General features: G+C 71.8%; 18 protein-coding genes and 1 pseudogene. 15 read left to right on the top strand and 4 right to left on the bottom strand.

Annotated elements, in window-relative coordinates; genetic code table 11:
- The 8 genes and pseudogenes from E1283_RS11375 to E1283_RS11340 form a co-directional block, all read left to right on the top strand.
- A pseudogene (locus tag E1283_RS11375) lies at positions 1-422 on the top strand (L-aspartate oxidase); the annotation flags it as partial.
- Positions 423-460: 38 nt separating this feature from the next.
- A complete protein-coding gene (gene nadC / locus E1283_RS11370; RefSeq protein ID WP_132817846.1) occupies positions 461-1,483 on the top strand; it encodes a carboxylating nicotinate-nucleotide diphosphorylase in 1,023 nt (340 codons plus the stop codon).
- Between the two features lie 2 nt (positions 1,484-1,485).
- Positions 1,486-2,283 carry a type III pantothenate kinase gene (locus tag E1283_RS11365; protein ID WP_132817845.1) on the top strand — a complete coding sequence of 266 codons (798 nt, stop codon included), beginning with the start codon at positions 1,486-1,488 and terminating at the stop codon, positions 2,281-2,283.
- A gap of 430 nt (positions 2,284-2,713) precedes the next feature.
- Positions 2,714-2,884 carry a hypothetical protein gene (locus E1283_RS37200; RefSeq protein ID WP_165956087.1) on the top strand — a complete coding sequence of 57 codons (171 nt, stop codon included), beginning with the start codon at positions 2,714-2,716 and terminating at the stop codon, positions 2,882-2,884.
- Positions 2,885-3,055: 171 nt separating this feature from the next.
- Positions 3,056-3,565, top strand: a complete 510-nt coding sequence (locus tag E1283_RS11360; RefSeq protein WP_132817844.1) for a BlaI/MecI/CopY family transcriptional regulator — start codon at positions 3,056-3,058, stop codon at positions 3,563-3,565.
- 9 nt (positions 3,566-3,574) lie between these two features.
- Positions 3,575-4,093 carry an amino-acid N-acetyltransferase gene (locus E1283_RS11355; protein ID WP_132817843.1) on the top strand — a complete coding sequence of 173 codons (519 nt, stop codon included), beginning with the start codon at positions 3,575-3,577 and terminating at the stop codon, positions 4,091-4,093.
- 171 nt (positions 4,094-4,264) lie between these two features.
- The gene (locus tag E1283_RS11350) at positions 4,265-4,612 is read left to right on the top strand and encodes a histone-like nucleoid-structuring protein Lsr2 (protein ID WP_132817842.1); all 348 of its coding nucleotides are present in this window, start codon (positions 4,265-4,267) and stop codon (positions 4,610-4,612) included.
- A gap of 556 nt (positions 4,613-5,168) precedes the next feature.
- Positions 5,169-7,691 carry an ATP-dependent Clp protease ATP-binding subunit gene (locus tag E1283_RS11340; RefSeq protein ID WP_132817841.1) on the top strand — a complete coding sequence of 841 codons (2,523 nt, stop codon included), beginning with the start codon at positions 5,169-5,171 and terminating at the stop codon, positions 7,689-7,691.
- 82 nt (positions 7,692-7,773) lie between these two features.
- On the opposite strand, the gene E1283_RS11335 is transcribed toward E1283_RS11340, so the two are convergent.
- Positions 7,774-10,875, bottom strand: a complete 3,102-nt coding sequence (locus E1283_RS11335; RefSeq protein WP_132817840.1) for an NACHT domain-containing protein — start codon at positions 10,873-10,875, stop codon at positions 7,774-7,776.
- A 39-nt stretch (positions 10,876-10,914) separates the two neighbouring features.
- Positions 10,915-12,498 carry a cellulase family glycosylhydrolase gene (locus E1283_RS11330; RefSeq protein WP_132817839.1) on the bottom strand — a complete coding sequence of 528 codons (1,584 nt, stop codon included), beginning with the start codon at positions 12,496-12,498 and terminating at the stop codon, positions 10,915-10,917.
- A 169-nt stretch (positions 12,499-12,667) separates the two neighbouring features.
- Here E1283_RS11330 and E1283_RS11325 point away from each other — a divergent pair, with 169 nt between their 5' ends.
- Together E1283_RS11325 and E1283_RS11320 are read left to right on the top strand one after the other, a co-directional pair.
- A complete protein-coding gene (locus tag E1283_RS11325; RefSeq protein ID WP_132817838.1) occupies positions 12,668-12,913 on the top strand; it encodes a hypothetical protein in 246 nt (81 codons plus the stop codon).
- 113 nt (positions 12,914-13,026) lie between these two features.
- A complete protein-coding gene (locus E1283_RS11320) occupies positions 13,027-13,392 on the top strand; it encodes a DNA glycosylase AlkZ-like family protein (RefSeq protein WP_132817837.1) in 366 nt (121 codons plus the stop codon).
- Position 13,393: 1 nt separating this feature from the next.
- On the opposite strand, the gene E1283_RS11315 is transcribed toward E1283_RS11320, so the two are convergent.
- Positions 13,394-14,215 (bottom strand): SDR family NAD(P)-dependent oxidoreductase, encoded by an 822-nt coding sequence (locus E1283_RS11315; protein ID WP_132817836.1) that lies wholly within the window; start codon positions 14,213-14,215, stop codon positions 13,394-13,396.
- 124 nt (positions 14,216-14,339) lie between these two features.
- On the opposite strand from E1283_RS11315, the gene E1283_RS11310 reads away from it, so the two are divergent.
- Together E1283_RS11310 and E1283_RS11305 are read left to right on the top strand one after the other, a co-directional pair.
- Positions 14,340-14,948 carry a TetR/AcrR family transcriptional regulator gene (locus E1283_RS11310; RefSeq protein WP_132817835.1) on the top strand — a complete coding sequence of 203 codons (609 nt, stop codon included), beginning with the start codon at positions 14,340-14,342 and terminating at the stop codon, positions 14,946-14,948.
- A gap of 45 nt (positions 14,949-14,993) precedes the next feature.
- Positions 14,994-15,608 (top strand): DNA-3-methyladenine glycosylase I, encoded by a 615-nt coding sequence (locus E1283_RS11305; RefSeq protein WP_132817834.1) that lies wholly within the window; start codon positions 14,994-14,996, stop codon positions 15,606-15,608.
- A gap of 44 nt (positions 15,609-15,652) precedes the next feature.
- On the opposite strand, the gene E1283_RS11300 is transcribed toward E1283_RS11305, so the two are convergent.
- Positions 15,653-16,924 (bottom strand): methyltransferase, encoded by a 1,272-nt coding sequence (locus E1283_RS11300; RefSeq protein ID WP_243744763.1) that lies wholly within the window; start codon positions 16,922-16,924, stop codon positions 15,653-15,655.
- Positions 16,925-17,009: 85 nt separating this feature from the next.
- Between E1283_RS11300 and E1283_RS11295 the strand changes: the two genes are divergently transcribed.
- From E1283_RS11295 to E1283_RS11285, 3 genes are all read left to right on the top strand, one after another.
- Complete coding sequence (locus E1283_RS11295) at positions 17,010-17,999, top strand: Lrp/AsnC family transcriptional regulator (RefSeq protein WP_165956086.1); 990 nt, start codon at positions 17,010-17,012, stop codon at positions 17,997-17,999.
- 52 nt (positions 18,000-18,051) lie between these two features.
- Positions 18,052-18,633: a TetR/AcrR family transcriptional regulator gene (locus tag E1283_RS11290; protein ID WP_132817831.1), complete on the top strand. Its 582-nt coding sequence runs from the start codon at positions 18,052-18,054 to the stop codon at positions 18,631-18,633.
- 66 nt (positions 18,634-18,699) lie between these two features.
- The gene (locus tag E1283_RS11285; RefSeq protein ID WP_132817830.1) at positions 18,700-19,230 is read left to right on the top strand and encodes an isochorismatase family protein; all 531 of its coding nucleotides are present in this window, start codon (positions 18,700-18,702) and stop codon (positions 19,228-19,230) included.
- Positions 19,231-19,258: the final 28 nt, after the last annotated feature.

Genomic DNA, 19,258 nt, shown 5'->3' with positions numbered 1-19,258 from the left:
GGCCGCTGCTCCCGCCCGAGGCCCGCGCCGCCATCCAGCGCGTCATGACCGCGGGCGCCGGCGTGCTCCGCTCCGCCGCCAGCCTCACCGAGGCCGCCCGCGCCCTGGACGCGCTGGCCGCCGGCGGCGACGACCGCAAGCCGGCCGAGCCGGGCGTCGACGCCTGGGAGACCGCCAACCTGCACCTCGTCGCCCGGGCCCTGGTCACCGCCGCGCTGCGCCGCGCGGAGACCCGCGGCTCGCACTGGCGCGAGGACCACCCCGAGCGGGACGACGCCCAGTGGCGGCGCCACCTCGTCCTCACCGCGCGCCCCGGCCACCACCCGGGCGCCGAGGGACCCGTCCTCTGCGCCCTCGACGTACGAGCCACCGACACGACCGCGTTCCCGGAGACGGTCGTCGTCACCAAGGAGAAACAGTGACCAGCCCCCAGAACCCTCCCTCGCCCTCCGCGCCGCGGGTGGAGCTCACTCTGCTGCCCATCGGCGCCCGGCCCGGCGAGGACGAGCCGGCCGGCGGATGCGGCGCGGGCTGCGGCTGCGGCGCGGACGACGGCTTCGGGCCCGACCACGAGTACGACCCGCTGGAGTGCGGCCTCGACCCGGACCTCGCCGACCTGATCGCGGCCGGTGGGCTCGACCCCGTCCAGGTCGAGGACATCGCCCACCTCGCCGTCGAGGAGGACCTGGACAACGGCGTCGACGTGACGACCGTCGCCACCATCCCCGAGGACGCGACCGCCACCGCCGACTTCATCGCCCGCGAGGCCGGCGTCGTCGCCGGTCTGCACGTCGTCGAGGCCGTGCTCTCCGTCGTCTGCACCGACGACCTGGAGGTCGAGCGGCTCGTCGCCGACGGCGACCGGGTCGTCGCCGGGCAGCGGCTGCTCACCGTCACCGGTCGCACCCGCGACCTGCTGACCGGCGAGCGCAGCGCGCTCAACCTGCTCTGCCGGCTCTCCGGCATCGCCACCGCCACCCGCGCCTGGGCCGACGTGCTCGAGGGCACCGGCACCCGCGTCCGCGACACCCGCAAGACGACGCCGGGGCTGCGCGCCCTGGAGAAGTACGCGGTGCGCTGCGGCGGCGGCGTCAACCACCGGATGTCGCTCTCCGACGCCGCGCTCGTCAAGGACAACCACGTGCTCGCGGCCGGCGGCGTCGCGGCCGCCTTCCGCCGGGTCCGCGAGGAGTTCCCCGACGTCCCGGTGGAGGTCGAGGTCGACCGGCTCGACCAGCTGGAGCCCGTCCTCGCCGAGGGCGCGGACCTGATCCTGCTGGACAACCTCACCCCCGAGGAGACCGCCGAGGCGGTGGCCATCGTCGGCGGCCGCGCCACCCTGGAGTCCTCGGGCCGCCTCACCCTGGACACGGCCCACGCCTACGCGGAGGCCGGCGTCGACTACCTGGCGGTCGGCGCCCTCACCCACTCCTCGCCGATCCTCGACATCGGCCTCGACCTGCGAGCGGAGAGGCGCGACTGACCATGCTGCTCACTATCGACGTCGGCAACACGCACACGGTCCTCGGCCTCTTCGACGGCGAGGAGATCGTGGAGCACTGGCGGATCTCCACCGACGCTCGCCGCACCGCCGACGAGCTGGCCGTGCTGCTCCAGGGCCTGATGGGCATGCACCCGCTGCTCGGCGAGGAGCTGGGCGACGGTATCGACGGGATCGCGATCTGCTCCACCGTGCCCTCCGTGCTGCACGAGCTGCGCGAGGTGACCAGGCGGTACTACGGGGACATTCCCGCGGTGCTGGTGGAACCCGGCGTCAAGACGGGGGTGCCGATCCTCACCGACAACCCCAAGGAGGTCGGCGCCGACCGGATCATCAACGCCGTGGCCGCGGTCGAGCTCTACGGCGGGCCCTGCATCGTGGTCGACTTCGGCACCGCCACCACCTACGACGCGGTCTCGGCGCGCGGCGAGTACGCCGGCGGGGCGATCGCGCCGGGCATCGAGATCTCGGTCGAGGCGCTCGGCATGCGGGGCGCCCAGCTGCGCAAGGTGGAGCTGGCCAGGCCGCGGCACGTGATCGGCAAGAACACCGTGGAGTCGATGCAGTCCGGCATCCTCTACGGTTTCGCCGGCCAGGTGGACGGCATGGTGGAGCGGATGTCGCGGGAGCTGGCGGACGACCCGGACGACGTGACGGTGATCGCCACCGGCGGGCTGGCACCGATGGTGCTGCGCGAGTCCACCGTGATCGACGAGCACGAGCCCTGGCTGACCCTGATCGGGCTGCGCCTGGTCTACGAGCGCAACGTCTCCCGCTCCTGATCCCTTCGGATCCCTTCTGATCCCTTCCTGATTCCCGGGGGCCGGGTCCGCCGATGGGCAGAACACGCCGGGGCGCCGAGAATCGCCGCGATTTGTCTGCTTACCACTTAATGTCGGTTTATGGTTACGTCCCAGGGTTCCCAGGGTTCCCCCACCCCAGGCGGTGACGGGGAAGAGAACGGCAAGCGGCCGCAGCAGCGCCGCCCCGCGGCGTCGCGGCCCATTCCTACGCCCGCGGATGTCTTCCCGCCGCACCGCAAGCGCCGACCGGCGCCCCCGGCGCCCGCGTCGCCCCAGGAGCCGGGTGAGCGCGAGGAGGGGCAGCGGGACGGGCGTGAGGGGGACGAGGGCGGCGACCGGTAGGCGGCTCTGTAGGCTGTGGGGCGGCCCGCGGCGCACCACCCGCGGGCGCGTCCAAGGGAGGTCCGTTGTGGACTACGTCGCCGCACTCTTTCCCCCGGCCGTGATGGCCGTCGCCTTCACCGCGCTGATCGTGACGATCGTGCGGTCCCAGGGCGGCGCCAACAAGTACAAGGAGGACGCGGCCGTGGACGCGGCGATCGCCGCCCGCGAGAGCCGCTCCCCGGTCGATCCCAGCTGAGCTCCGACCGGTCCGTCGTCGATCGCCGGCTGACCCCGGCCGGTCGTCGACGTTCGGCTGCGCTCGTTTCCCGCCACTCCCGGTCGTTCTCGGTCGACCCCGAATGGCCGATCGCGTCCTTCCCAAACGTCACACCCGCCCCTTTTGTCCCGGCGCGGCTATTCTCGTGCTGTGCCCCGACCACTGGGAGAGCTGGAAGACGCGGTGATGAGCCGGGTATGGGAGTGGAACCGGCCCGTCACGGTGCGAGAAGTTCTCGAGGATCTGCGCCGTGAGCGCTCGATCGCCTATACGACGGTGATGACCGTTCTCGACAACCTGCACCAGAAGGGGTGGGTCCGGCGCGAGCAGGAGGGGCGGGCCTATCGCTATGAGGCGATCTCCACTCGGGCGGCCTACTCGGCGGCTTTGATGAATGACGCATGGGCCGAGAGCGACAACGCGGCCGCCGCCCTGGTGGCATTCTTCGGCATGATGTCGGCCGAGCAGACCGAGGCTTTGCGTGACGCGCTGCGTGTGGTCGATGTCGCCGGAGTGACGCTCGGCGCCCGGCAGGAGCCGGCCGAGCGGGGCGCCCCGCCGGCATCGGAAGAGGTACCGGAAGAGCGGCCGGAAGAGGCGCCGGAAGAGGGGGCGGAAGGGGAAGCACCCGAAGGCGAAGGGGAAGACACTCGGCGATAGCCTCCGCTTGTGCAGGAAACCCCGACAGAAGTCACTGTCCGCCGCGCCAGGACTACGGATGTGCGAAGCGTACGCCGCCTCATCGACGTCTACTCGCGGGAACGCATCCTGCTCGACAAGGCCACGGTCACTCTTTACGAGGACATTCAGGAGTTCTGGGTGGCCGAGCGTGACCTGGACGGTGAGGTGGTGGCCTGCGGTGCGCTCCACGTGATGTGGGAAGACCTGGCCGAGGTGCGCACGCTGGCGGTGGATCCCCTGCTGAGGGGGCACGGAGTCGGCCACCGGGTGCTGGAGAAGTTGCTGGGGACCGCCCGCTGGCTGGGCGTGCGGCGCATTTTCTGTCTGACCTTCGAAGTGGAGTTCTTCACTCGTCACGGGTTCATCGAGATCGGCGACGCCCCGGTGGATGGCGATGTCTACAGCGAGCTGCTGCGTTCCTATGACGAGGGCGTCGCCGAGTTCCTGGGGGTTGAGCGCGTGAAGCCCAACACTTTGGGTAACAGTCGGATGCTGCTGCATCTCTGATTGAACCCACTCCATGACGCTTCGATGACGGTTATGTCCGAATCGTCCCATCGTGTCTTATCGGATGCGATGTAATCCCGACCCCGGGGTTTGTGTTTTCTCGGGAATGGCGGTTTGATTACACCGCAGTACCCTATTGGTATTCGGCGACTATGAATGAGGAGTAGCCCGGTGGCACAGAAGGTTCAGGTCCTTCTCCTCGATGACCTCAGCGGCGGCGAGGCGGACGAGACGGTTACGTTCGCGCTGGACGGCAAGACTTACGAGATCGACCTCAACTCAGAAAACGCGGACAAGCTCCGCGATGCCCTCGAGCCGTATGTGAAGGCGGGTCGTCGGGCGGGTGGCGCCAGGGCGGCACGTGGGCGCGGTCGGGCCGCCGCGGTCCCCGCCGCCGGCTCCGCCACCCAGGACACGGCCAAAATCCGCGCCTGGGCCAAGGAAAACGGATACGAGGTCAATGACCGGGGCCGTGTTCCCGCCAACATTCGCGAGGCTTACGAGAAGGCGGGCGTCTGATCCCGCGAGCCGTTCGGCTCAGCTCAGGGCCGGCGTCGTCGAGGCGACTCCAAGCCAGCTTCCTGTCCGGGGGGCCGTACCCGACCGCGGGCGGCCCCCCGAGCTGCGTCCGGGCCCGGGCGGGTCCGCCAGGCCGTCCCGAAGGCCCCGACCTCCCGATCACGCTCCGTCCAGGTACCGCCGCTCGGGGTGTTCGCGTTCGCCCGTAGCGGATGTCGGTGGCTGTGTCGGCATGGAGTGTCAGCCTGGAGGGGTAGGCAGTTCCTTAACGGATGACGGGCACTCTCCTGGATGAGGGGGGCGGTGGCAGTGGGTCCGGGTGTGTTCCCCAGGGGCGTTCGCCGACGGCGTAGTCGTCTGGGGTGCCAATCCTTGGCCTGCGGGAACATCGTCTCGCACCATCGGGTTGGAACTGTTGTCGCCTGTTCGGGGCACGGCGCCGGGGACAGGAGCCCACAGTTGGAATGAGCGGTCCCCCGTTGCGGGACTAAGCTGCGGAAGGACAGGGAGGGGACCGACCCCTTTACTGCCTGACCGCTCTGAGGAGCGATTAACGATGTTCGAGAGGTTCACCGACCGTGCGCGGCGGGTTGTCGTCCTGGCTCAGGAAGAGGCCCGGATGCTCAACCACAACTACATCGGCACCGAGCACATCCTCCTGGGCCTGATCCACGAGGGTGAGGGTGTCGCCGCTAAGGCCCTGGAGAGCCTCGGGATCTCGCTTGAGGCGGTCCGCCAGCAGGTGGAGGAGATCATCGGCCAGGGCCAGCAGGCCCCGTCCGGGCACATCCCCTTCACGCCCCGGGCCAAGAAGGTCCTGGAGCTTTCGCTCCGCGAGGCGCTTCAGCTCGGCCACAACTACATCGGCACCGAGCACATCCTGCTCGGCCTGATCCGCGAGGGCGAGGGCGTCGCCGCCCAGGTCCTCGTGAAGCTGGGCGCCGATCTCAACCGGGTGCGGCAGCAGGTCATCCAGCTGCTCTCCGGTTACTCGGGCGGCAAGGAGGCCGCCACCGCCGGCGCGCCCTCCGAGGGCACGCCGTCCACCTCCCTGGTGCTCGACCAGTTCGGCCGGAACCTCACCCAGGCCGCCCGTGAGTCCAAGCTCGACCCGGTCATCGGGCGCGAGAAGGAGATCGAGCGGGTCATGCAGGTGCTGTCCCGCCGCACCAAGAACAACCCGGTCCTCATCGGCGAGCCCGGCGTCGGCAAGACGGCGGTCGTCGAGGGCCTGGCCCAGGCCATCGTCAAGGGCGAGGTGCCCGAGACCCTCAAGGACAAGCACCTCTACACCCTGGACCTCGGTGCCCTGGTCGCCGGCTCCCGGTACCGCGGTGACTTCGAGGAGCGCCTGAAGAAGGTGCTCAAGGAGATCCGCACCCGCGGCGACATCATCCTGTTCATCGACGAGCTCCACACCCTGGTGGGCGCGGGCGCCGCCGAGGGCGCGATCGACGCCGCCAGCATCCTCAAGCCGATGCTGGCCCGCGGCGAGCTGCAGACCATCGGCGCCACGACGCTCGACGAGTACCGCAAGTACCTGGAGAAGGACGCGGCCCTCGAACGCCGCTTCCAGCCGATCCAGGTCGCGGAGCCGTCGCTGCCGCACACCATCGAGATCCTCAAGGGCCTGCGCGACCGGTACGAGGCGCACCACCGCGTGTCGATCACCGACTCCGCCCTGGTCGCCGCCGCCCAGCTGGCCGACCGGTACATCTCCGACCGGTTCCTGCCGGACAAGGCCATCGACCTGATCGACGAGGCCGGCTCCCGGATGCGGATCCGTCGGATGACCGCGCCGCCGGACCTGCGCGAGTTCGACGAGAAGATCGCCAGCGTGCGCCGTGAGAAGGAGTCCGCGATCGACTCGCAGGACTTCGAGAAGGCCGCCTCGCTGCGCGACAACGAGAAGCAGCTCCTGACCGCCAAGGCACAGCGCGAGAAGGAGTGGAAGTCCGGCGACATGGACGTCGTCGCCGAGGTCGACGAGGAGCTGATCGCCGAGGTCCTGGCGGCCTCGACCGGCATCCCCGTCTTCAAGCTGACCGAGGAGGAGTCCTCGCGCCTGCTCCGCATGGAGGACGAGCTGCACAAGCGCGTCATCGGCCAGCAGGACGCCATCAAGGCGCTCTCCCAGGCCATCCGGCGGACCCGCGCGGGTCTGAAGGACCCCAAGCGCCCCGGTGGCTCGTTCATCTTCGCCGGCCCGTCCGGTGTGGGTAAGACCGAGCTGTCCAAGACGCTGGCGGAGTTCCTCTTCGGCGACGAGGACGCGCTGATCTCCCTCGACATGTCGGAGTTCGGCGAGAAGCACACCGTCTCGCGGCTCTTCGGCTCCCCGCCCGGCTACGTCGGGTACGAGGAGGGCGGCCAGCTGACCGAGAAGGTGCGCCGGAAGCCGTTCTCCGTGGTCCTCTTCGACGAGGTCGAGAAGGCCCACCCGGACATCTTCAACTCGCTGCTGCAGATCCTGGAGGACGGTCGCCTGACCGACTCCCAGGGCCGGGTCGTGGACTTCAAGAACACGGTCATCATCATGACGACCAACCTCGGCACCCGGGACATCTCCAAGGGCTTCAACATGGGCTTCGCGGTGGCCGGCGACGTCGCCACCGGGTACGACCGGATGAAGGCCAAGGTCAACGACGAGCTGAAGCAGCACTTCCGGCCGGAGTTCCTGAACCGTGTCGACGACACGGTGGTCTTCCACCAGCTGACGCAGGACGACATCATCCAGATCGTCGACCTGATGATCGCCCAGGTGGACGACCGGTTGAAGGACCGGGACATGGGCATCGAGCTGTCGACGGACGCCAAGCAGCTGCTGGCCAAGCGCGGCTACGACCCGGTGCTCGGCGCCCGGCCGCTGCGGCGGACCATCCAGCGGGACATCGAGGACATCCTGTCCGAGAAGATCCTCTTCGGCGAGCTGCGGCCCGGTCACATCGTGGTCGTGGACACCGAGGGCGAGGGCACGGACAAGACCTTCACCTTCCGGGGCGAGGAGAAGTCCTCCCTCCCCGACGTCCCGCCCGTCGAGCAGGCGGCCGGCGGCGGTCCCAACCTCTCCAAGGAGTGACGACCGCTTCCCCGGGGAAGTGACCGACGCCCCCGTGGCCCTCGCAAGAGGGCGGCGGGGGCGTCGTCGTGTGGTCGGCCGCTCAGTAGCGGGGGGCGGACGGGGCGACGACCTCGATGTGGTCCGGGATGTCGTGGCCGGTGCCGATCGGACCGTGGAAGGTGAGCGAGGTCAGCTCGGGCAGGCGCGCGAGCGGCGAGTAGTCGGTCGGTGTGGTCGTGAGCCGTAGTGCGCGCAGACCGGGAAACGCGTCCGGGATGTCCATCAGGTCGAGCGACGGCTCGTCGGTGGGCGTGACCGGGGCGGGTGTGTCGAAGAGCTGGACCCAGGTGACGTTCGGCAGGGACATCCCGCACGCGACGAGACTCCGCAGGGTCCGCGCGGTGAGGACGACGGACCGCAGGGCGGGAAGCCCGCGCAGCGTGCTCCATTCCGGCAGGCTCAGACTCCGGTCGCTGAAGGGCATGGACAGGCTCGCCAGCTCGGGCCACCTGTCGGCGGTGGTCAGATCGGGGAGTTCCTTCGGCAGACCCAGCGTGGTCAGCGAGGTACCGGGGGGCAGGAGATCCAGGGACGGCAGGGGGATCAACTGTCCGAGGGTGAGCTCCCGCAGCGCCCGGAGCGCGGTCAGCCCGCCGGCAGGTTCCTGCCGCGTGTCGCTGTAGAGCCGCAGCGACTCGATCCCGGTCCCGGCGAGCGGCACCAGGTCCGTCAGCCCCGGGCACTCGTCGAGCGTCAGGTTGCGAAGACCGGGGAACGCCTGGAACAGACCGGCGTCGTCGAGCGAGGGCCAGTCCCGGACATGCAGCTCGTGGAGCGGCTGTGGGGCGAGCGCGGCGATGACCTCGGCGCCGGTGTAGTCGCCCCGCAGATCAGCCGTCCGAACGCCCCGCAGCGTGCCCAGCAGCCTCAGCGCGACGCGGCTTGTGACGTAGAACAGCTGCTCTTCCCCGGTCGGTAGGTGCGTGATGATCTCCCGGAAGTACTTCTCGGTATCGAATCGTGGCCAGCTCAGCGCGAGTTGGTAGCGAACCGCTGGGGAGTGGTGATGGCGAAAGGCGCGCAGGGTGCTGAGGGCCGCCTCACTGCCGATTCGCCGCGCAGCGAAGACGACGGCCTCGGCCTCGTCGTCGGACAGGCTCTCCGGGCCGGGGAGCAACTCGGCGGCGACCGAACCGATATGGGAAAGCGCGACGGATTCGCCACGGTTACGGGGCGGTAGGTAATTGCCGGCCCTGGCCACCACCTCGGCCCGGATATCGGGAGACAACTGGGTGGCGTGTTCCAGACATGCCATCGCGAGCAGATGCAGCCGCACCCGGTGTTCCGGGTCGTCGTCGCCGCGTTCGACCAACGCTCGCAGGATTTCGCCGCGCTGCACTGGCTGGGCGTGGGCGACGGCCATTCGTACCACGTCCTCCCACTGATCAAGATGGGCCTTTTCGACCAGCGAGGGGAAGTGCTGCCATTCCACCATCTCGCGGGCGCCGAGATAGTCCTGGAAGGTGCGGTGCACGAAGTCCATGGCACCTTCGGCGGGTTCGCGCAGCACACCGGAACGCTCGACGAGGCGACGGAGCACGTCCTCGGGTGGACCGAGCCGGTCGCCCTGGTGGATGGCCGGCAGGGCCTGGCCGATCAGCCGGGTGGCGAGGGGTGTCGCGAGCTCGGAGCGGCCGTTGGTGATCAGCCAGTACGCCAGCTTCTGCAGCAGCGAGATCTGGGTCTCGGCGTCGAGTTCGAGGCCGCCGCGCGGCGGGTTGGGCCGTTCCCGGTCGCGACGTTCCAGGAGCATCGCCAGAGCGGCGTCGTAGAGGGCCTTGCGGCCGCGCGGGAGGTGGCCGTTCCGCTCCCGGTGCAGGGCGCAGATCAGCGCGCACATCAGCGGGCTGGCGGCGAGCGCGCCGAGGTCGGGGCGGGAGCGGATGAGGTCGAGGAGGGCCCGCTCGGCCTCGGGGGCGGCGCCGACCGCCAGGTGCCAGCGGCGGGTGAACGCCTGGACGTCGGCGTGGTTCATGGGGGAGAGCGTCAGCTCGGTGAACGCCTCCGGGCCGAGCCAGTCCTGGCGGACGGCGGACGGCCGCGCGGTGACCAGCCACAGGTTGCCCGGGTAGGAGGCGTTCAGCCGCCGCAACCAGGTCCGGACGGCGTCCCGTTCGTTCTCGGGGATCTCGTCGATGCCGTCGACCAGCAGCAGCCCGCGCCCGGCCGACAGGACGCGGTCCATCCACCGCTCCGGCTGGGCGCCGGCCAGCGGGCAGTCGACGACGGCGAGGAACTGGTCGGGCTCCGGCAGCCGCTGCCGGTCGCGGGTCAGCGTCCGCATGGGCAGCACGAACGGCACCCGGCCCAGGAGGTGGGACAGCCCGTCGTGGAGCTCCTGCCGGGCGGCGACGACGGCGAGCCACTGCACCAGCGTCGTCTTGCCGGAGCCGGCTAGGCCGCGCAGCAGCACCCGCTCGTGGCCGGCGAGGGCGCGTTCCGCGCGCCGCGGCACGGACTCCGGCTCTGCGTGTGTCTCCAGGCTCAGATACGCGTCGTCCAGCGGCCACTCGCGGGACTGGCGGAGGTCGAGGCCGTAGATGGCCAGCCGGCCGTGCTCGTGCTGGACGTACCGCGCGTAGCGCTCCTCGAAGGCCGTGTCCTCGGCCGACCTGGACGGCACCCGCTCGATCAACAGGTCGACGGCGCGGCTGAGGCGGTCGAGCTGCCGGCTCTGCTCGACCAGGGTGCGGGCGACGAACGTGGAGCGCTGGGTGAAGAAGTTCAGGATGTGCAGGCAGGCGGCGTCCAGGACGCGGCGGTACAGCCCGTGGTCGGAGATCGCGACGCGGCGGGCGAACTCCTGGTGGCCGAGCCGGACGGCCTGGACGTCGTCCATGTCGAGGTCGCCGAGGCCGGCGAACGTCCGGGCCAGCAGGCCGGCGGTCGCCGGGATCTCTTCCTCGGCCGGCGCGTCGTGCGGGCCCATGCCACGCACGGCGCGCCGCAGCAGCTTCTCGCAGAGCCTGTCCAGGTCGGCCTGACCCACGCTCCGCTTCTCGCCACGGAACGAGACCAGCGACGAGATCCGCACCGGCTTGTCCGCCAGGCCGGCTCCCGGGCCGTCCTGGCGGAATAGTCGCCTGATCAGTGGGGTGAACGCGCTCGATGCCAGCCGTAGGCCCGCCCCCGCAAGTTCCATGGGATCAGCGTAGGTCGGGGTGGCCGCCGGGTGTGGGCGTCAGGCGCAGGTCGTGCCGTTGAGGGCGAAGGCGGTGGGCGCGGTGGCCGTGCCCGAGGTGGTGGCGGTGAAGCCGAACGACGCGGTGGAGCCGGCGGCGAGCGTGCCGTTCCAGCCGGCGTCGGCGGCGGTGACGGCCCGGCCCGACTGGCTGACGCGGGCGTTCCACGAGCTGGCAATCTGCTCGCTGCCGGTGAAGGACCAGCCGAGGGACCAGCCGTTGACGGGGGTGGCGCCGGTGTTGGCGATGGTGACGTTGGCCTGGAAGCCGCCGTTCCAACTGCTGGTGACGGCGTAGGTGACGCGGCAGGAGACGGTGGGATCACCGGGACCGCCCGGGTCGCCCGGGCCCCCCGGGCCGCCGCCGCCCTCGCCGACCGGCAGCAGGTAGGCGTCGAGGTAGCGCTGCTTGTTGGTGTCGACCGTGGTCCAGTCGCCGTTGAGGATGCCGCCGGTGTCACCGGAGTTCGGGTTCAGGGACCAGTAGGTGAAGTCGATGCCGCTGGTGCCGGTGCCGAGGTACTGCATCAGCCGGGTCAGCCACTGCTGGTCCTTGGCGGCGGTGAGGGTGCTGCCGAACTCGCCGAGGAGCACCGGCGCGGTATCGGTGGTCTCCAGGAAGCCCCAGTAACGGTCCCAGCGGGCGGGCAGGTTGTTGGGGAAGGACGGGTCGCTGAACCACGGCTGGTCGAAGACGGACGTGGCGTACTCGTGCGCCGAGTAGACCAGCTTGTTCGGGTTGCTGAGGCGGACGGGGTGGTCACGGGCGCCCATCAGGTTGCCGCCCCACCAGTTGCAGTCGCCGTTGTAGCACTCGATGCCCTCGACGATGATCAACCAGTCGGGGTTGGCGGCGAGGACCGCGTTGCCGGCGCGCTCGGCGGCCAGCCGCCAGTCGGTGGACTGCGTACCGCTGCCCCAGGTGGCCGCGCCGTGCGGCTCGTTGTGCAGGTCGGCGCCCACGACGGTGTCGTCGCCGCGGTAGCGGTTGGCCAGCATCACCCAGTCGTTGATCCAGCGCTGCTCGCTGTAGGCGGAGGTGTACCAGAGCTCCGACTGGCCGGCGGAGTCGGGGCGGTGGCGGTCCAGGAAGACGCGCAGGCCGATGTCGCCCGCGTAGTCGATGATCCGGTCCATGATCTGGATGCCGGTGAGGCCCTGGAGGTCGGGGTTCCTGGTGAAGTCGATCCCGTTGGGGGTGGCGCCGGCGTTGAAGAGCTGGTTGGAGAAGGGCAGCCGGAGCGTGTTGTAGCCGAGGTCCTTCACCTGGTCGAGCATGTCCTGGTAGTTCCGCGCCCAGAGGCCGTGCGGGGCGAAGGTGTCGGTCTCCATGCCGAACCAGTTGATCCCGGTCATGCGGACCTCGTTGCCCGCGGCGTCGACGATCTGGCCACCGGAGGTGGACCAGGGGCCGTCGCCGGGGGCGGCCTGGGCCGTGCCGGTGGAGAGCACGGCCCCGGTCAGGGCGAGCACCGCGGCGAGCAGGGTGGCGGCCAGCCGTCTGGGCCAGCGGGTCCAGCGGGCCTGGCCGGCTCGCCGGTGCTGGTGACGGGGGTCGTGAGGGTGGTGGTGTCGGTGTTGCATGTGCGCACCTCGATTCCTGGACAAGGGAATGGGAGCGCTCCCATGGGCTGGATGTTCGAGGGTGGGGACGGCGGTGTCAAGTCGTCGCGCCGCTCCGTTCCATCCGGTCCCTCGCCCGGTGGGCGAGGGACCGGAATCGCGACATAGTGGACACCAGGAGGTGGTGGGCGTGGCAGAGCACCTGATACGGGCCGAGTACGAGGAGGACACGGACCGGACCGGGGCCGACCGGCCGGTGAAGACGTGGCACATGGTGCGGGACGGTGAGGCCCAGGCGATGTGCGGGCGGGTGCTGGAGCCGGACGCCAGGGTCCTGCCGGACGGGGAGTGGGGGCGACAGGTCGAGTACAACTGCCACACCTGCGGGGCGCTCTATCTGCGGGAGGTGCCCTACCGGGATCTCGGGCCGGAGTGACTCCTTCGTGGTCGTGGTCGTGGTCTCGGGCGCTTCCGGACGGTGGCGATCGTCCTTGGGATCGGATGCCGTCCGGCGGGTGAGCTTCTCCCGCCCCCCGCCTCCGAGAGCGGCTGTGGAACCGGCTCGCCGACTTCGACGCCGGGGAACTCGACGCCGCCTTCGCCGACCGGGTGGTCGTCAGGTCCAACATGGTGCGGATGACGCTGCACGCCGTTCACGCCGGTGACTATCGGGCCTTCCGGGAGGCGACCGAGCCCTCGCTGCGGGCGGCCAAGCTCGGGGGCCGGTTTCTGGAAGGCGGGTTCACGGAGGCGACCGCCTTCCATGCCCTTCCGGAGGAGGCCTGGGTCGGCCTTGCGGCCGGGGCCCGCCGCTTGGTGGCCTTCCTCGGCAGCCGGGAGCCGAGCGTCTACCGGCGTTACCACCACTGGTGGACCAGGCTGCCGGCCGGCGGGGCCCGCGTGTTGCCCGCCTGAGTCACACCGGATCGGCCGTGCGGAACGGGGCGAGCAGCCGCTCCGTCTCCGAGTGGAGCCGTGCCGCGTCCCGGTGGTCGGCCTCGCCGATGGCGAGGGGTATGCGCCGGGTGCCTCGGTGGGCGGTCAGTGGTTCGGCCGGCGGCTGGGCGGTCAACGCGGCGAGCGGCGCGATCGCCTGCTCGACCGGCCTGCCGAGCGTGGCCTTGAGCGCGTTCGTCAGGGGGCGGGCGACCGGGCCCAACTCGCCCTGGAGGCTGGTGCGCACCAGGCCGGAGGGGCCCCAGAGCGCGCAGCGGATGTCGCCGGAGAGCCGGAGGGCCGAGAGCTCGGCGGCGCGGCGGGACTGCTGGTTGGCGGCGCGCCAGCTGAATCCGGAGGTGAGCTGGAGATCGTCCCACTGGATGGCGTCGCGGGCCGCGCCGGGGACCGTCAGGTCGAGGACCAGCGGGTTCGGCGCCGCGCGGAGCTCCGCCGCGAGGCCGTGGGCCAGGACATGACGGGACAGGTAGTAGAGCGCGAAGGTGTGCTCGAACCCCTCCTCCGTGACCGACCGGTCGCGGTGGACGTAGGCCGCGCCGAGCACGAGCACGTCGATCACCCGGAAGCGTGACCTGAGGTCGGCGACGACGCGCAGGCTCTCGCGCGCGAGCCGCAGGTCGGCGGCGACGAAGTGGGGGGTGCCGCCGACGGCCGCCACCAGGGCGTCGAACTTGGGCCGGCTGCGGCCGACCACCACGACCGTGTCTCCCTGGCGCAGGTGGTGCGTGGCCAGCGCCCGCCCGATCCCGTCGGTGCCGCCGGTGATGACGACGGTGGACATGGCTTCCTCCCCGAGGTGTGAACGTGTGCGCGTGCCGAGGCGCCGTTCCGGAGCGGTTGCTCCGGAACGATGCCCACTCTACATAACGGAGCGGCTGCTCCGCAACGGCCGTTAGACTGTCGCCGTGGCCACGACCTCTTCACGGCGCCAGCGACGCGATGCCGTCCGCAACAGGGAACAGCTGCTCGAAGCCGCCACCCGGGCGTTCGCGGAACGCGGGCTCGCGGTGGACGTGCGGGAGATCGCCCGCGAGGCCGGGGTGGGCATGGGCACCCTCTACCGGCACTTTCCGACCAAGGACGATCTGTTCCGCGCCGTCATCGAGCCCGACCTCGCCGCCTGGTCCGAGCTGACGGAGCGGGCCGACGCGGCACCCGACGCCTGGCAGGGGCTGCGCACCTTCGTGGAGAGCACGTTGGAGTTGATGGTGCGGCGCCGGGCGATCCTGGACGGGCTCGGCGGCGTCGCACAGGACTCGGCGGCGGTCGCCGCCTGCCAGGAGCACCTGCGCGACTCGCTCGCCAGCCTGGTCGACCGGGCGCACGGGCAGGGCGCGTTGCGGGCCGACGTCTCCGCGGCCGACATCGGCCTGCAGATCATGGCGCTCGGTCGGATCGTCCAGGTGACGGCCGAGGTGGACCCCGAGGCGTGGCGCCGGCACACCGGTTTCGTGCTCGACGGGCTCCGGGACGGGAGTGGCGGCTCGTCGGGCGGGGAGAACCGCAGCTCGTAGGTCGTTCGTGTCCGATTGTCAGTGGCCTGATGCACACTGCCCGGTATGAACGAAACGCAGGCGGTGGCAGGGCCCGACGGGTTGCTGCGGTGTCCCTGGGGGGTGTCCCCCGAGGACTACCGGGAGTATCACGACACCGAGTGGGGCCGGCCGGTGCGCGGGGACGACGAGTTGTTCGAGCGGCTGTGTCTCGAGGCGTTCCAGTCCGGCCTCTCGTGGCTGACGATCCTGCGTCGCCGGGAGGGCTTCCGCAGAGCCTTCGCCGGTTTCTCGATCGCGACGATAGCGACCTTCACCGAGGAGGACGCCACGCGGCTGCTGGCCGATCCCGGCATCATCCGCAACCGGCTGAAGATCGAGGCGACGTTGGCGAACGCCCGGGTGGCCGCCGAGTGGGAGCCGGGGGAGTTGACGGAGCTGATCTGGTCGCACGCGCCGGAGGCGGCGGGCAGGCCGGCGCCGCGGAAGCCGGGCGACATACCGGCCACCACGGACGAGTCCACGGCGCTGTCGAAGGCCCTGAAGCGCCGCGGCTTCCGCTTCGTCGGCCCGACCACGGCCTACGCGCTGATGCAGGCCTGCGGCCTGGTCAACGACCACCTGGCCGACTGCCATGTCCGTGACGCGGTGGCGAAGGAAGGCGGCGCCCAGGGTTCGTAGTCCGGCGTTCCGGGTTCTGGCTTCAGTGGTCGGATCGGGGGCGGTCAGGGTGGGGGAGCCAGCCGCCAGAGCGAGGTCACCTCGGCCGAGCGAGCGCGATGGAGGGGGTCGGCGGTCTCCCCGGCCCGGCGGTGGGTCGGTCTGGTGTCCAGCCGGTCGACGACGCGGAGGCGGGCCGCGTCGAGGGCGGCGAGCAACTGGGCCCGGGTCCGCAGACCCAGGTGCTCGGCCAGGTCGGAGAGGAGCAGCCAGCCCTCGCCACCCGGCACCAGGCGATGCGCCAGACCGGCCAGGAAGCCGTGCAACATCCGACCGTCGGGGTCGTAGACGGCGTGTTCCAGGGGCGAGTTGGGGCACTCCGGCAGCCAGGGCGGGTTGCACACCACCAGGGCCGTCCGGCCCAGGGCGGCCGGGTGGGGGTAGAGGTCGGCATGGTGGACGGCCGTCCGGTCGGCCAGGCCGAGGCGGGCCAGGTTCTCCCGGGCGCAGGCCACCGCTCGGGGGTCGTGGTCGGTGGCGGTGACATGCCGGATGCCGCGCCTGGCGAGCACGGCGGCCAGCACCCCGGTGCCGGTGCCGAGGTCCAGGGCACTGCCGAGGTCGAGGGCGGCCGCCGGCAGCGGGGCGGCGGCCACCAGGTCGACGTACTCGCCGCGTACCGGTGAGAACACGCCGTGGTGCGGGTGGATCCGGTCGCCGTCGAGGGCGGGGATCGGCACACCGCGGCGGCGCCACTCGTGGGCGCCGATCGCGCCGAGCAGTTCCGGCAGCGGGGCCACCGCGGGCCGGCCGTCGGGCGGGCCCCACGCCTCCGCGCAGGCTCGGGCGGCCTCCGGCGCCCGGCGCAGCGCGACCCGGCCGGCGCTGTCGAGCGGCACCAGCAGCCGGCCGAGCAGCGCCGCCCGTCGGGCGCGGGCCCGGCGCCAGTCCGGCCAGGTGGCGGCGGGCGGCTCGGCCGCCGCCACCCGTCGGCCGAGGGCGCGCAGCAGCTGGCGCGCGTTGTGGTAGTCGCCGCGCCACAGCAGGGCGGTGCCGGCGCGGGTGAGCCGGTGGGCGGCGGCGGCCGTGGTCCGGTCGTCGGCGACCACCACCCGGGTGGGAGGCGCGGCGCCGCTGCCCGAGCGCCAGCGTGCCCGCCGCTCGACGGGCACGGCGCCCGGGCCGGGTTCCGTCCAGCCCACGACCTGTGCCGGGTCGGGCTGTTCCAGGGCTGGGAGTTCCGGGACTGGGTGTTCCGGGGCTGGGAGTTCCGGGCCGGGCGGTGCCATGTCGGAGTGTGGCGTGCGGGGGTGTGGGTCGGTGTTCGCCTGGTTCACCCGGGGATGGTGCGCCCGAGGGGCGGCCGGTGGCGGCCGCATACCGTCCTGGGCGCGGTTTCGGACGGCGGACTACGCTTCCGGCGTGGATCTGCACGGGCCGAACGGGCTCGACGAGTGGGACGGGCTGGACGGGCTGGACCGTCGGCTGGTCCATGCCCTCCAGCTCGACGGCCGGGCGGCGTTCACCCGGGTCGGTGAGGTGCTCGGCGTCTCGCACCAGACCGTCGCCCGCCGGTACCGGTCGCTGCGCGCCGCCGGGGTGCTGCGGGTGCGGGGGCTGCCGCACGCGCGCCGGCTCGGGCACACCGAGTGGTCGCTGCGGCTCCGCTGCCGGCCGGCGGCCGCCGCCGAGGTCGCCCGTGCCCTGGCCCGCCGCGCCGACACCGGTTGGGTGGCGCTCACCGCGACCGCCGGCGAGGTGCTGTGCACCCTGCGCACCGCCGACCCCGCCACGCGCGACGGACTGCTGCTGCGCACCCTGCCGCGTACCGCCGACGTACGGGAGGTGTCGGCGAGTTGCCTGCTGCGCACCCACGTCGGCGACGCCGCCGGCCGCGGCGGCCGGCTGGCCGCACTCGACCCCGGGCAGGCGGCCGCGCTGCGCCGCCCCGCCCCGGGCGGCGGCGCGGGCGCCGAGCCGCACCGCCCGGACGCCACCGACCCGCCGCTGTTCGCGGCACTCGCCGCCGACGGGCGCGCCAGCGCCCGCGAGCTCGCCGCCCGGCTCGGCCGCTCCGAGACCTGGGCCAGGGAACGGATCGACCGGCTGCGCCGGCACGGCACGCTCTACTTCGAGGCCGACGTCGACGCCGCCCGGCTCGGCCACCACAGCACCACGGCGCTGTGGCTCACCACCCCACCCGCCCACACCGCGGCGGTGGCCCGGGCCCTGACCACCCACTCGCCGGTGGTCTTCGCCGCCACCGTCACCGGGCGGAGCAATCTGGTGGCGGCCGTCGTCACCCGCGACGCCGAGGCCCTGCACGCCTACCTCGACGGCCCGCTGCGCGAACTCGCCGCCGTCACGCACGTCGAGTCGGTTCCGGTGCTGCACATCGTCAAGCGCCGTTGAGGCAACCGCGAATACTTGACCTCCGGGACCAGAACCGGCAGGCTTGCCACTCGTGGGAAGGCCCAAGCAGTTCGATCCGGACACCGCCGTCGCCCGTGCGATGGACGTGTTCTGGCGCGACGGCTACGCCGCCACCACCCCGCAGGCGCTCGCCGACGAGATGGGCATCGCGAAGGGCAGCCTCTACCACGCGTTCGGCAGCAAACGCGCGCTGTTCGTCCGTGCGCTGCGGCAGTACGGCGACACCCACGCCGCCGAACTGGCCGAACTGCTGCACCACCAGGCCGTCCCCGTCCGGGAACGGCTGCGGCTGGCCCTGGAGACGCTGATCAGGGTCGACTTCGTGGTGACCGACCGGCGCGGCTGCTTCGCCGTGAACACGGCGACGCAGTGTGCCGGCCTCGACGACGAGGCGGCGGCCATCGTCCGCGAGATGTTCGACCGCACCGAGGGCGCGTTCCGCCACGCCATCGAGGAGGGCCAGCGCACCGGCGAGCTCGATCCGGCGCGCGACCCCCGCGCGACGGCGAGTCTGCTGCTGAACACCGTGGTCGGGATGCGCGTCCTGGCCAGGACCGCGGAAGGCCCGGAGCAACTGCACCGGGTCGTGGGCGCGGCGCTCGCCGCCGTCTGATCCCGTCACGGGGGGCGGGGTCATACGGCGGCGTGGCCGTTCCAACGCCTGTGCGAGTATGGCCGGATGATCGTCGATGCCGTCATCGTCGTGGACATGCAGCAGGGGGTCCTGGCCGGCGGCGCCGAGCCGGTGGCCGCCGCGGCCACCCTCACCGACCGCGTTGTCGCCCTCCTGGGCCGGGCACGCCTCGCCGGCGCACCCGTGATCCACCTCCAGAACGACGGTGCCCCCGGCGCGACCGACGAGCCGTTCACCCCCGGCTGGGAGCTCGTCCTCAACGAGCCCGCCGAGCCCGTGGTCCGCAAGACCGAGGACGACGGCTTCGCCGGCACGCCTCTCGGCGCCCTGCTCGACGGCCACGGCGTTCGTCGCGTCGCCGTCTGCGGCGTGCTCAGCGAGATGTGCGTCAGCGCCACCGCCCGCACCGCCCTCGCCCGAGGGCTCGGCGTCGTCCTTCCCCATGACACCCACGGCACGTACCCCCTGGACGAGATCCCGGCGGACGTGGTCGCCCGTGTCGCGGAACACGCGTTGGGCGACGAGGTGGAGCTGGTCGCCGAAGCGGCGGCCGTCACCTTCGCGCCCGCCGGATGACGGCCACCGCCCCACCCGCCCCATCGAC

Source organism: Streptomyces hainanensis, assembly GCF_004348415.1.
In the GTDB taxonomy this organism is placed as follows: domain Bacteria; phylum Actinomycetota; class Actinomycetes; order Streptomycetales; family Streptomycetaceae; genus Streptomyces; species Streptomyces hainanensis.
The sequence above is the reverse complement of the archived record's forward strand: the minus strand, read 5'-3'. Positions and strand labels throughout refer to the sequence as shown.